The following is a 13,076-nucleotide window of genomic DNA, read 5'->3' as shown; positions in this document are numbered from 1 at the left end:
TCCAGGGGCTGGGGTACTGTGGGGGATTCGTTCTCTACGGACGCTCGGGGAGGGGAGTGCCGTCGTTGCCATCCTCGATGCCGGTGGCGTTGGCGAAGGCCTCGTCTCCGGCGGTGGGACGTACCGCCTTGCCCGCGGCGAGCTGCTCCCGGAAGCGGGGCACCGCGTCCACGTAGGACGTGACGATGCCCACCGCGTGCAGCAGGCGGATGATGAGGAAGGCCGTATCCATCTGCGCCGGGATGAGCCGCAGGTTGGCCGAGCGGGGGAACTTGTGGTGGTTGTTGTGCCACTCGGAGGCGAAGACGCCATAGAAGACCTGGTTGAGGGCGAGCGTCCGCTCGTCGAACTCCCAGCCCTCGATCTTCGCCCGCGGCCTCCGGCCACCGTGGCCGAGGTAGTTGAAGTCGCGGATGAGGAAGGTGACGAAGGACACCGCGCCGTACCAGGCCAGCACGCACGGCACGCCGCCCACCGCGTACGCCAACCCGCTCCACAGCACCTGGGAGACGGCCGTGCGCACCGCCAGGTGCCCGGCGTGCTCCACCGTGCCCGTGCGGCGGAACTGCTCGTACGTGCTGACGGGAAAGCCGATGTGGCTCACCGTCTTCGTCAGGTGCTCGTACTGCTCCGGCGTCATGTCCGTGTTGAACTTCGTCACCGACTCGATGGCCAGGTAGCTGCCGAGGCGTCCCAGGTGCGGGCCGTACGGGTCCCCCACCCTGTCCGAGCGCTGATGGTGCACCCGGTGGGGAATCGCATAGGTGTCCTCGCGGATGGTCATGCCGTTGAGCAACAGGAAGACGCGCGCCAGCCACGGGCTGCGGAACTCGAAGGCCCTGTGCGAGCAGTAGCGGTGCAGCCACATCGTGTGCGTCACCGTGGCCATGAAGAAGGCGGACACGGAGAAGTACAGGGCGCTCGTCCACGACAGGTGCCAGCCCACCAGCGCCACCAGACACCCCAACGTCGCCAGGTGGAAGGCAGCATGTAGCGCCGTCGGCAGCCGCCGGCGGTCCGTGAGGAAGTCCACCGAGCTCCACCACTCGCGCAGCGCCTCGCCGGCCGAGGGCTCCTTCGGCCTGCCATCCGCGGTGGCCCATCCGAAGACAGGCTCCTGGAGGACCCAGCCCGCCTTGTTGCCCACGGGCGAGGACGGCTCACGCTCCTCCTGACTCCACTTCCGGGCTGCCTCAGCCATTGGACCACCCCTCGCGAATTGCGCGCCTTCCGAGCCTACAGGGGGGCGATGTATATCCCATTCGTCCCTGGGAGGTACCCCTGCCCCTCACCCTTCCCAGGTGTCCATCATCGCGCGCACCCGCTCGTAGCGCTCCAACAGCTCGGCGCGCTTGGCGGTGAAGAGCACCATGAAGCCCACCACCCCCACGCCGAGCAGCGAGAGGAAGGCGGCGCCCATGCGGTGGTCCCGGATGCCGAAGCGCGCCAGATTGGCCAGCACGCACGTCACCAGGAAGGCACTGCCCAGGTACACGTAGGAGCGGATGCGCAGCGCCATGCCGGCCGCCACGCCCACCAGACACAGCACGACACACAGCAGCATGGCCCGGCCGTCCTGGAACATGAGCGGCTTCCATGCCCCGGCCACGTAGACGAGCGTGATGGCCATCGCGCGCAGCTTCGCCCGCGTGTCCGGCTCGAGCGCCTCGTGGAAGACGCGCAGCAGCACCAGCAGCGAGAGGCCCGCGGGAATGACGTAGTACTGCGGCTCCCCGGCGCCGGTGCCCACCCAGACGAGGAAGAGCGCCGCGTTGAAGGCGCCCACCGAGACGAGCGAGGACACTCCGCGCTGCGAGGGGTGCGCGGCCAGCGCGGCGAAGTGGGCCGCGTAGCCCACCAGCAGGGCCGCCACGTACAGCGGCTGGCCCCACGGCGCGGTGAGCAGGCCCGCCATGGGGAAGAGGAAGGCCGCCCACAGCGCCGGCCGGCGGAAGGCGGGCAGCCGCGAGCCCTCGCGCATCGCGAAGACGTAGAGGCCGGAGAAGAGCGCACCGCCCACCAGCGCCACCAGGCTGTCCGCCGTGCCCAGCCCCGAGGCCAGCGCGTGCAGGCGCACCGACAGGTAGCCGAGCACCACCGTCCACACCGCGAGGAAGGCGGAGGTCTCGTCCTCCTCACGCACGGCCCGACGCACCAGCGCGAAGAAGAGCACCGCCAGGCACGCGCAGTCGACGAGCGCCGCCACCATCACCCCGGCCGCTCCGGGCACCAGCACCAGGCCGCCGAGCACCTCCACCAGGGCCACCACCGCGAAGGAGTGTCCCACGCCCCGGCGCACCCGGTCGCTCGCGAGGAACAGGGCCGCCGTGGCCAGCAGCGCGCTGAGCGCCCCGAAGAAGGGGAGGATGAAGGCCGCGCCCCGGCCGGTGGAGAACAGCGCGCCCACGTGCGCGAGCAGCGCGTGCAGCCCCACCAGCGAGGCCACCCAGCCCACCACCGCGCGCTCGGGGCGCCGGTACACCACCGCCCAGGCCGTCACGATGCCGGAGAAGAAGCAGACCGCCGTGCCCGGGTGCTTCAAATCCCGGAGGCCGAAGATGGACAGGAGCGCCAGCACCCAGCCCGCGTGGTGCAGCGCGGCGCCCACCGCCACGTCCCGGTCATCCAGCCAGGTGCCCACCATGCACAGCACGAGTCCCGTGACGCTCACCATCGCGGGAGACCAGAGCGGAGGCACCGCCGCGATGACCACGCCCGCGAGCAGCGCGGCGGCCACGTTGGCCATCTCCCGCTCGCGCGACACCATCAGCACCAGCGAGGCAAGCCCGGCCAGCAGCGCCACCGGCAGCGGCAGCGCACCCGGCCCCTGATTCAGCAGGTGCACCACCACGGGCACCGCCGTGGTGAGGGCGCCCGCCGTCCACAGCGGCTCGCTCCACGTGTCGGGGAGCCCCGGCGACAGGCGCTCGGCCAGCCGCGTCAGGGCGCGCTGGATGCCTCCCACCTGGCACAGGGCGGACAGCACCGCCGCGCCGAGTGCCACCGCGGCGAAGGCCAGCGCCGCCTCCGGACGCCACTCGAGGAAGCCATGCTCCGCCGTCCTGCCCAGCGAGGCGCCGGCGAGCACGAGCACCGAGGCCGTCAGCATCCACCGCCGCGAGAGGAGGAAGGCCCCCACCAGCAGCACGCCCGCCAGCAGGGCGATGGCCGCGGGCGTGGGCGCATCCAGCAGCAGGCGCCACCCGCAGAGCGCGAGCGCCGCCACCACGGTGAGCGGACGCAGCGACGCGTCCGGCGGCGAGCGGAAGAAGGCCCACAGCGCGCCGGGGGTGTGGTGCGTGAGCAAACCGAGCGCCAGCAGCAGGACGATGGTGCCCAGGTGGAGCGGGAAGCAGAAGAGCAGCAGGCCCACCCCGAGCCCCACGCGCACCGAGGGCCTCGGCCCCGGCATCAGCACGAGGGAGGCCACGAGGGGCGCGAGGACCCAAGGCGCGGCCCTCGTCTCGGGCACCAGCACCACGCCCGCCAGCGTCAGCGCGCCCTGCATCCACATGGACAACTGGCGCGCCAGCGTCTCCTCGGACGTGCCGAGCAGGAGGTGACGGGCGGCCGGCAGGTGCTCCGCGGCGCGCACCACCCCGAGGGCGAGCAGCGGCAGCGCGGCGGCCCAGGGCATGGACAGGTCCGTCCGGAGGACGAGCAGGAGCGAGAGCAGCGGCGCGAGGCCCGCGAAGAAGGGCTGGCGGTTGGCCCGCGTCCACACCAGGGGCAGCAGCACCGTGCCCGCGAGCACCGCCAGGGACACGCCCCCCCGGGCATCCCCGCACGCGAGGCTCAGGAAGCCCAGGGCGCAGAGCGTCGCCGAGAGCGCGAAGCGGCGCTCCCCGGCGAGGAGGCGGAAGGCCGCGCGGTGCGACTCGAGGAGGGCCAGGAGGCTCAGCAGCGTGGCCAGCACCAGCGCGTGCCAGGCCTGGGTGGACTGGAAGACGAAGACGGCGGCCCACAGGGAGGCGGCGACGACACTGACGGACGCGTGCAGCGCGCGCGCGGTGAGGAGGGCCACGAGCGCGGCCCCGAGCGCGAGCGGGTACGGCTGCGCTCCCCGCGCCGCGGCCACCACCACCAGGGGGTAGAAGAGCGCGACGAGGCCCGCGGTGAGGGTGCTGACACCGCGCCCCCAGCGCGCGGCGGCCACCGAGGCCCCCAGGGCCCAGGGGACGAAGAAGGCCACGGACAGGGCCGGCGTCATCCACGGCCAGGCGGAGAAGGCGCCCACGCGGGGCAGCAGCGCGAAGCCGGCGAGGAGGACCGCGAGCGGACGGAACGCGGGCGTGGCGCGCGAGGCCACGGCCACGGCGGCGGCGGCCAGGAGCACGGTGACGCCGAACCAGGGCACCTGGAGGGAGAGGCCCCAGAGGAACGCCAGGAGGGCATAGGCGACGCCGGGCCAGCCGAGCAGCCGCGCCCGGCCCCCGAGCCCACCCAGGGCGGCGAGCCCCAGCGCGGAGACGGCGAGCGCCACGGGCACCCAGGAGGGGTTGGCGAGGCTGGCGAGCTTGGGCACCACGGCGGCGGCGCCGAAGGCCGCGACGGCGAGCAGGTAGGGGTTGGCGAGGTTCCACGCCACGAGGAGCGCGGCGGTGCCACAGAGCACCAGGCCCGTCAGCGCGGAGGCAGGGGCTCCCGCGCCGAGGCTGTACACGAAGCCGATGGACGAGAGCCACGCCACCGCGCCGCTGAAGGCGAGACACGTGCGGCGGGTGCAGACGAGCGACAGCGCGGCGAACGCGAGCGCCACCCCACCGCACACGAGCGAGGCTCCGGCGGTGCCGAAGAGGGAGGTGGCGGAGAACGCGAGGAAGAAGGTGAGCGCGGCGCCGACGGTGGACAGGTAGAGGCGCTCGAGGAGCAGCCCGCTGCCCACGCAGACGGCGATGAGCCCGAGCGCGGTCCAGAAGGCCGGGCGCTGGTCGGAGCCCGCGTGGCCGAGGAGGACGAAGAGCGGGCTGGCGACGGCGGTGGCGCGCAGGAGGACCTCGGAGCACTCCGCGTCACGCGGCGAGGAGGTCCGCTCGGCACGGGAGCGCAACCACCCGGCGAGGACGGCGCCCGCGAGGACGAACGGCACAGCCGAGAGCGCGCCGTAGTGGAACGGGAGCTTGCCGGCGACGGGGTAGCCGAGCGAGGCCTTGAGCGAGTCGAGCAGGACCCGCACGGCGCCGGGGACGAGCTGGCCGGCGGAGGCATACGAGAAGTACGCCCCGGCATAGGCGAGGTACACCCAGCGCACGCGGGGCAGCTCGCCGCGGGAGAGGCCGAAGACGGTCCAGGTGAAGACGGCGGCGGTGAGGAAGAAGGCCGGAGGCGAGCCCGTGGCGGCGAGCGCGAGGCAGCCCACCTGGAGCGAGGCGATGCCCACGGAGAGCGAGTCTGCGGCCTCGTCGGGAGGGAGGCGGCGGAAGCCGAGGCAGGTGGCGAAGAGGAAGGCGAGGAGCGGGGCGTAGCTGCCAAAGGAGGGGGCGACACCCGCGGCGGCGAGGGCCAGGTGCAGGCGGATGGCGTAGAGCAGCAGCAGGTAGAAGGGCGCGGCGAGGACGAAGGCGAGCGCCTTGGAGCTCCGGGGCTGGGGGACGGGCCTGCGCGAGAGGACGAAGAAGAGGGCGCAGGGCAGCACGTCCAACCAGAACGCGAAAGCGCCCCGGGCGAAGAGCGGCGCGAGCCCCATCATCAACGTGGTGCCGATCAACGCGAGCTGGACGAGGGGGCGAGAGGGCGCGTCGAAGGACTCGGCGGGCTTGCGGATGAGGGCGGCGGCGGCCACGGACCAGCCGAGAAGCACCGGCAGGAGGAGTGCGAGCGGCACGCCATCGAGGCTGAGACCGCCGAGGGGCCCGAGAGCGACACCGGCGAGGGGAGCCACGGCGGCGCCGATGAGACCGAGGATGCGGCCGGCGCTGGCGAGGGCCTCGCGGCGGGCGAGCAGGGCGCCGCAGATGGAGAAGGCGGCGGAGTAGCCCGCGGTCATCCCGAAGACGACGAGCGAGCGCGAGAAGGAGGTGAGACCGGCCCAACTATCGAAGGCGAGGTAGAGGGAACCGGCGACGATGAGGAAGGCGCCGATGAACCAGCCGATGCTCTCATAGAGGAAGGGGCGCCAGACGGTGTCCCAGGTAGAGGCTTCCTCGACGATGCGGGCGGTGACGGTGCGAACGGGAGGAGGCTCGAAGAGGGGCTCGGTGACAACGGGAGGAAGCCGCGCCTCCACTTCGTCGTCCACATCCTCGTCCGTGTCCTCGTCCTCGTGCCCCTCCACTCCCTCGCCCTCCGGGAGAGGGTCGGGGTGAGGGTGCCGGGCCTCCTGGGTTGCGTCGGTGCCAACTCCCTCTCCCTCTGGGAGAGGGCTGGGGTGAGGGTCTACCTGGGCCTGTGCCTGAACCGGAACCGGCTCCACCGCGAGCGAAGCGTCCACCACCGCCGGAGCGCTCACGGCCTCGGGAGTCCCCACGCCCTCGGCCACGGGCTGAGCGGGAGCGGCCTCCTGGGCGGAACCAGCGGGAGCCTCCGCGAGGACGGAGAGAAGAATCCGCGCCTGGCGCTCGTAGCGCTGGGTCAGATAGCTCCGGGCGCCCTTGGTGACGTAGGTGGCGTCCCAGTGCTGCAACTCACCGAGGAGGAACTGAACGTGGGCGAGCTCTTGCTCCAGGGCCTCGCGAGGGCGCGGAGTCATGGGCTTGCCGCACGCGGCGCAGCGCAGGCCGCCGAGGCGTTCCTGGCGGCAGGACGAGCAGTACATGGTGGGTCAACCCCTCTACAACGACCATGCCGGGCACGAAGCCCAGGGAAATGAGGAACTTGAGGCCTGGGGTGCCACCCGTCTGACGCAGTGCGCCCGTGCCGATGCGCAGCGTACTGCACAAAGGGACGCGAACGCACGGGGCCCCCCCGGCGCCCTCGGCGCTGCCAGGGCTCGGTCTGGAGCACACAGAGCGGGACCATCGACGGAGCGGCATGGCGTGAGCCTGGCCGCTCCCGGGTCCGCGTGCCCTCCCCTACCCGCGCAGGAACGCGGTGCCCTGACTGCCGGGCATCTCGGCCTCGCGCAGCACGGCGTCGTTGGGCGAGATGCCCACGATGTGGATGGCCTCGATGCCCTCCTCGAGCATCTCCAGGCTCTCCTCCACCTTGGGAATCATGCCGCCCTGGATGACGCCGGAGGCAATCTTCGCGCGGGCCTCGGCGGGGGTGAGGGTGGGCAGGCGGGTAGACGGGTCGTCCTTGTTGGCGAGCACGCCGGGCACGTTGGACACGAGGAACAGCTTGGCCGCCCCGAGCTTCGCGGCCACGCGGGTGGCCACGGTGTCCGCGTTGATGTTGAAGACGTTGCCCTGCGCGTCACCCGACAGCGAGCCGAGCACCGGCACGAAGCCCGCGTCGGCGACGCGCTGGAAGGCCTCGGTGTTCACGCCGGTGACGTCGCCCACCAGGCCGAGGTCCACCGGCTCCGGGCCCGCACCGCTCATGACCTTGGGAGGCCGGCGCTTCGCGTCGATGAGCCCGGCGGACATGCCGGTGGTGCACAGGGCGGGCACGCCCGCGATGCGGAAGGCCGAGGCCACGTCCACGGACACCTGGCCCGCGAGCGTCATCTTCATCACCTCGAGGGTGGCCTCGTCGGTGTAGCGGCGGCCGGCCACCATCTTCGGCTGCAGACCGAGCTTCTTCTGCAGGTCCGTGGCCTGGGGCCCGCCACCGTGGATGACGGCCACGCGGATGCCCGCGTCGAGGAAGGCGCGCACGGCGGCGCCCACGCTCGCGGCGAGCTTCGGCTTGTCCATGGCCAGCTCGCCGCCAATCTTCACGACGAACCAGCGCCCGCGGAAGCCGGAGAGCCCGCTCACGGCCACAGCCCCGGCTCGGCGAGGGTGAGGCGCTCGTCCCAGCCCATCATGATGTTGAAGCTCTGGATGGCCTGGCCGGCGCCGCCCTTCACCAGGTTGTCGAGCGCGGAGAAGCACACCACGCGGCGGGTGCTGCCCGTCACGGGGCCGAGCGTGAAGCCCACCTCCACGTAGTTGCTGCCGGACACGCCCACCACCTCGGGCTGGCGGCCACCGCTCACCATCCGGATGAAGGGCTCGTTGCCATACGCCGTCTTCCACGCGGCGGTGAGCTGCTCCTGCGTGACGGAGGCGGGCACCTCGGCGAACGAGGTGGAGAAGATGCCGCGCGGAAGCGGCGCGGACACGGGCACGAACTCCAGCGACATGTCCTCCTTGCCACCGGCGATGCGCAGCGTCTGGAGAATCTCCGGGATGTGCTGGTGCTCGAGCGGCTTGTAGGTGCGCAGGTTGGCGGCGCGCAGCGGGTGGTGCGTCGTGATCTGGGGGTTGGCGCCGCTGCCCGAGGAGCCGGTGGCGGCCACGGTGTGGATGGGGCCGGAGAGCAGGCCCGCCTTGGCGAGCGGCAGCAGGCCGAGCGCGATGGTGGTGGCGAAGCAGCCGGGGCTGGCGATGTAGCGCGCCTTGCGGATGGCCTCGCGGTTGATCTCCGGCATGCCGTAGGTGAAGGAGCCGTCGGTGAGCATCTGCGGCGCCGGGTGGTCCACGCCGTAGTATTTGGCGTAGGAGGCCGCGTCACGCAGGCGGAAGTCGCCGGACAGGTCCACGATGCGCACGCCCGAGCCGAGGATGTCCAGCACCACCTTGGCGGTGGTCTTGTGGGGCATGGCCAGGAAGACCACGTCCGCGCCGGCCACGGCCTGGGCGGGAGGCATCTCCTGGAAGGAGAGGTCCGTGAGCCCGGCGAGGTTGAAGTGGACGTCGCCCACCTTCTTGCCGATGTTGTCCACCGCCGTGACGCGGGTCACTTCCACGTTCGGGTTGAAGAGGAGCCGGCGGAGGATCTCGGCTCCGCCGTAACCGGTACCGCCGATGAGGACTGCCTTGACCTTGTTGGCCATGTGCGTTGTCTCCGTGAAGGACTTCCCGGGCGCGTGTATAGGGGCGCCCCGGCCGGGAAATCCACCCCACCGAACGGCTGACGCGGCGGGCCATGCGGAGCTGTCATCTCCCCTACTCCGCCCCGCGGGCGCTCACACCCGGGGTATGAGCCGGGCGGACCCCCGCTCGGTGCTGGCCTCGGGGCGGGCACTGTGGAACGTTGGACCTCCCATGAGCACTGAACTGAAGCTGCGCCCCATCGAGCCGCGGGACGACGCGGCGGTGGCGGCGGTCATCCGGAAGGTCATGCCCGAGTTCGGCGCGAGCGGGCCGGGCTTCGCCATCCACGATCCCGAAGTGAGCGGGATGAGCACGGCCTACGCGCGCCCGGGTTGCGCCTACTGGGTGGTGGAGGACGAGACAGGCCGCGTGCTGGGCGGAGGAGGCATCGCGCCGCTGGACGGCGGCGACCCCGGCGTCTGCGAGCTGCGCAAGATGTACTTCCTGCCCGAGGTGCGCGGGCGTGGCGTGGGCGAGCGGCTGTTGCGCCAGTGCCTCGCGTTCGCCCGGGAGGCGGGATACCGCACGTGCTACCTGGAGACGCTCGAGGGGATGAAGCAGGCGCAGAAGCTGTACCAGCGCCTGGGCTTCCAGGCGCTCTGCGCGCCCATGGGAGCCACGGGCCACTTCGGCTGCGACCGCTGGTACGCGCTCGAGCTGCGCTGAGACGCCTCAGCCCCGGGTCGCCGAGGCCCCCCGCATCCGGCGGCAGAGCGCGGAGGCCGCCAGGAAGCCGTGGCTGAAGCCCTTGCGGAAGACGTTCGTGTAGAACCGGCCCACCAGGGGAACGGCGGCGATCATGTCGCCCAGGCTCCACATCTCCTCATGCGCGTGGACCACGGGCTTGAGCTTCTCCCGCCGTGGAGCCCACGAGGGAGAAGTCGTAGACGAGGATCGTCCGGAGTGGATAGGTGTACAGCCAGCTGAACTGCCGCAGGTTCATCACCCCGTCGACGATGGCCCGGCCGCCCGTGTGGCCCTCCTCGAGCTGGACGTTGAGCTGGAAGATGTCGAAGTCGAACGAGAACATGCAGTGGAAGCCGGCCGCCCCCCGCCGGTAGTTCTCGCGGCCTTCGCCCCGCTGCCAGGGGTCCGTGAAGACGATGTCCTCCCCGATGAAGGGCAGGACCTCCTCTTCCAGAACCCGGGGAGGAACGCTCGTGTCGTAGAGCAGCACGGTCATCCGCCGGAAGCGCTCCTCCAGATTCTGGATGAGTTCCCGCTCCGCCTTGCCCATGGGCTTGCCTGCCCGCTCCCTGTCACCAACGCCGCCTTCGAGCACGCACACAGGGTAGGCATCGTGACAACCCCCGGGAAGCCGTGCTCCGGGTCCGGGCCCGGCCGTCTCAGAGGAACTGCCGCGACAGCTCGTCGATGCGGCGCAGCTCGTCGGGCGAGAGGGTGAACTCCCCTGCCCCGACGTTCTCCTCGGCGTGGCGCCGCTTCGTCGCTCCGGGAATGACCACCACCGAGTCCCCGTGGAAGTGGATCAACCAGTTGAGGGCCACCTGCGAGGGGGTGACGCCATGGGCGGCGGCGATCTTCCGGAGCTCCTCGATGAGCGGACGGCTGCGCTCGAGCCCCTTGGTGCGGAAGTTCGGCAGGAACTTGCGCGGGCCCACGCGGTTCTTGATGAGCGTCGGGTCCTCGTGGAACTTGCCGGAGAGCAGGCCCTGCGCGAGCGGTGAGTACGCGATGATCGTAATGCCCAGCTCCTTCGCGGCGGCGAGCACCCCGTTCGATTCGATCCGCCGGTCCAGCAGGCTGTACTGCATCTGGTTGGAGACGAGCGGAACTCCCCGGCGGGCGAGCACGTCGTGGAACGCGCGCATCCGCTTCGCGGAGAAGTTGCTGACGCCCACCGTGCGAGTCTTCCCCGCCTGGACCAGATCCGCCATCGCGTTGGCCTGGGCCGCGACCGTGGCGAGCGAGAAGGGCTGGTGGACCTGATGCAGATCGATCCCGAAGGGGCTCAGGTGCGTGAGCCGGTCGCCAATCGTCTTGCCGATGCTGGAGGCGAAGCGCGGGAAGGGAAACCACTTCGTGGCGACGACGACGTCACCGGGCTTCTTCCCCAGCCGGGTGAGGGCGTTGGAGAGAGCCCGCTCCGAGCGCCCATTCCCGTAGGCCTCGGCGGTGTCGAACCAGTTGATGCCACCGCGCAGGGACGCGTCGACGATCTCCTCGACCGTCTGGGTGGGCAGCGCCTCCCAGAAGCCACCCGCCAGACCGGAGCCCTCGGAGAACTGCCAGCACCCCAATCCAATGGCGGAGATCTCAATGTCCGACCGCCCCAGTCTTCGCTGTTTCAACGCTGTTCCTCCAGGTTCTCGTGTGCCGTGCAACACCAACAAGGCACCCATGTGACGTCACTGCAACAGAGGATCTTCGGATTGCACTTTCCCATCCACATTAGGTACCGGAAGCGTCACAACGCATGACTCCCATGGCTTCCTACCGCTCCGTCCTCCCAGCCCTATTGTCGGGCGCCACCCTCCTGGTTTCTCCCCTTGCGCTGGCCCAGCAAGAGCAGGCAACGCAGCCGCCAGCCTCCGAGGCCGCGCCCCCTCCCGAGGCCAAGAAGGAGGAGAAGGAGTCTGCCTGGTACGAGCGCATCAAGTTCCGGGGCTACACACAGGTCCGCTACAACCGGCTCCCGAGCTTCCGCCGGAACGATGACCTCATCAACGATCAGGGCGACCGCTTCCTCGGGAAGAACAACAACTTCGGCATCCGGCGGGCGCGGCTCGTCATCTCCGGCGACGTCCACGAGCACGTCTCCATCTACCTGCAGCCCGACTTCGCCTCAGTCATCGGCGAGCAGTTCAACGTGGCCATCATGCGCGACTGGTACGCCGACATCTTCTTCGACAAGAAGAAGGAGTTCCGGCTGCGCCTGGGCCAGTCGAAGGTGCCCTTCGGCTTCGAGAACCTCCAGTCGAGCTCGAACCGCGCCCCCCTCGACCGCAACGACGCCCTCAACAGCGCGTTCCGGGACGAGCGCGACCTGGGAGGCTTCTTCTACTGGGCGCCCGAGGAGATCCGCCAGCGGTTCGACCACCTGGCCAACAGCAAGCTGAAGGGCTCGGGCGACTACGGCGTGGTGGGCTTCGGCATCTTCAACGGCCAGGGCGCCAACCGCTCCGAGCGCAACGACAACGTGCACGTCGTGGGCCGCGTCACCTGGCCCTTCCTCTTCGGCAAGCAGTACGTCGAGGTCGGCGCGCAGGGTTACTACGGCCGCTTCAACGTCGCCACGGGCAGCGGGTACTCCATCCGGGGTGGGAACGACATGGTGGATGCCCGCGCGGCCGCCACCCTGGTCATCTACCCGCAGCCCATCGGCTTCATGGCCGAGTACAACGTGGGCCGGGGACCGTCCCTGGGCGAGGGAGACGAGCGCACCGTCGTCGCCAGCCGCGCGCTGCAGGGCGGTTATGCGCAGCTCATGTACCGGCTGGACAACGTGCTCGGCGTCTCGCTCGTGCCCTACGTGAGGGGCACCTACTACGAGGGCGGCAAGAAGGCCGAGACGAATGCCCCCCGTTACCGCGTGCGCGAAGCGGAGCTGGGCGTGGAGTGGCAGATCCTCAAGGCCCTCGAGGTCACGGGCGCCTACCTCATCGCGGATCGCACCTCCTCGCGTGCCCCCTACGAGCAGGAGCAGGGGCACGTGACGCGCATCCAGGTCCAGGTGAACTACTGACGTCGGAGCGCTCTCCGTCCTCCGTCAGGCCGCCCGGCGGGCATCCGGCCTTCCGGCGCCTGGCCGTCCGCCCGCCCGGCGGAGCGGCAGCACCCGGGAGCCAGCCCCGGCGGGCATCCCCATGTTCTCCGGGAACAGGAGGTGCCCGAATGGCACAGGACCAGGACAAGGGAAAGCTGCAGTCCAGCGAGGACAAGGAGAGGCTGAACCCGAAGGTGGACTCGGGAGACGTCTCGGGTCAGGGCCGCGAGCGCCGGGACGACGAGGAGTACCCCAAGCACCGCAACGCGGGCGAGTTCGGCACCCACGGCGGCCCCAACAAGGCGGGCAAGGAAGACAAGAGAACGGTGCATGCCCCCGGCAGCTCGAAAGCGGGCTCCCAGTAGTCTTCGGGCCCCGGCGAGCCGCAG

General features: G+C 70.9%; 10 protein-coding genes. 3 read left to right on the top strand and 7 right to left on the bottom strand.

Features of this window, described 5'->3' with window-relative positions; genetic code table 11:
* Positions 1–34 precede the first annotated feature (34 nt).
* From ACN28I_RS37080 to argC, 4 genes are all read right to left on the bottom strand, one after another.
* A complete protein-coding gene (locus ACN28I_RS37080) occupies positions 35–1,201 on the bottom strand; it encodes a hypothetical protein (RefSeq protein ID WP_420946619.1) in 1,167 nt (388 codons plus the stop codon).
* 87 nt (positions 1,202–1,288) lie between these two features.
* Positions 1,289–6,754: a hypothetical protein gene (locus ACN28I_RS37075; RefSeq protein WP_420946618.1), complete on the bottom strand. Its 5,466-nt coding sequence runs from the start codon at positions 6,752–6,754 to the stop codon at positions 1,289–1,291.
* Between the two features lie 256 nt (positions 6,755–7,010).
* Positions 7,011–7,859: an acetylglutamate kinase gene (gene argB / locus ACN28I_RS37070; protein WP_420946617.1), complete on the bottom strand. Its 849-nt coding sequence runs from the start codon at positions 7,857–7,859 to the stop codon at positions 7,011–7,013.
* Positions 7,856–8,920: an N-acetyl-gamma-glutamyl-phosphate reductase gene (gene argC, locus ACN28I_RS37065; protein WP_420946616.1), complete on the bottom strand. Its 1,065-nt coding sequence runs from the start codon at positions 8,918–8,920 to the stop codon at positions 7,856–7,858. The genes argB and argC overlap by 4 nt, the downstream gene beginning before the upstream one ends.
* A 211-nt stretch (positions 8,921–9,131) precedes the next feature.
* On the opposite strand from argC, the gene ACN28I_RS37060 reads away from it, so the two are divergent.
* Positions 9,132–9,626, top strand: a complete 495-nt coding sequence (locus ACN28I_RS37060; protein ID WP_420946615.1) for a GNAT family N-acetyltransferase — start codon at positions 9,132–9,134, stop codon at positions 9,624–9,626.
* Between the two features lie 6 nt (positions 9,627–9,632).
* On the opposite strand, the gene ACN28I_RS37055 is transcribed toward ACN28I_RS37060, so the two are convergent.
* The 3 genes from ACN28I_RS37055 to ACN28I_RS37045 all read right to left on the bottom strand — a co-directional run bounded on the left by ACN28I_RS37055 (position 9,633) and on the right by ACN28I_RS37045 (position 11,272).
* A complete protein-coding gene (locus ACN28I_RS37055; protein ID WP_420946614.1) occupies positions 9,633–9,800 on the bottom strand; it encodes a hypothetical protein in 168 nt (55 codons plus the stop codon).
* Positions 9,784–10,197 (bottom strand): hypothetical protein, encoded by a 414-nt coding sequence (locus tag ACN28I_RS37050; RefSeq protein ID WP_420946613.1) that lies wholly within the window; start codon positions 10,195–10,197, stop codon positions 9,784–9,786. The genes ACN28I_RS37055 and ACN28I_RS37050 overlap by 17 nt, the downstream gene beginning before the upstream one ends.
* Before the next feature lie 109 nt (positions 10,198–10,306).
* Positions 10,307–11,272: an aldo/keto reductase gene (locus ACN28I_RS37045; RefSeq protein WP_420946612.1), complete on the bottom strand. Its 966-nt coding sequence runs from the start codon at positions 11,270–11,272 to the stop codon at positions 10,307–10,309.
* Between the two features lie 125 nt (positions 11,273–11,397).
* Between ACN28I_RS37045 and ACN28I_RS37040 the strand changes: the two genes are divergently transcribed.
* Both ACN28I_RS37040 and ACN28I_RS37035 read left to right on the top strand, forming a co-directional pair.
* A complete protein-coding gene (locus ACN28I_RS37040; RefSeq protein WP_420946611.1) occupies positions 11,398–12,666 on the top strand; it encodes a porin in 1,269 nt (422 codons plus the stop codon).
* Positions 12,667–12,815: 149 nt separating this feature from the next.
* Positions 12,816–13,052, top strand: coding sequence for a hypothetical protein (locus ACN28I_RS37035; protein ID WP_420946610.1), 237 nt, complete (start codon positions 12,816–12,818; stop codon positions 13,050–13,052).
* The last annotated feature ends 24 nt before the right edge of the window (positions 13,053–13,076 follow it).

Source organism: Archangium gephyra (genome assembly GCF_049060025.1).
Lineage (GTDB): Bacteria > Myxococcota > Myxococcia > Myxococcales > Myxococcaceae > Archangium > Archangium gephyra_A.
This window is presented reverse-complemented; position numbering and strand designations above follow the sequence as displayed.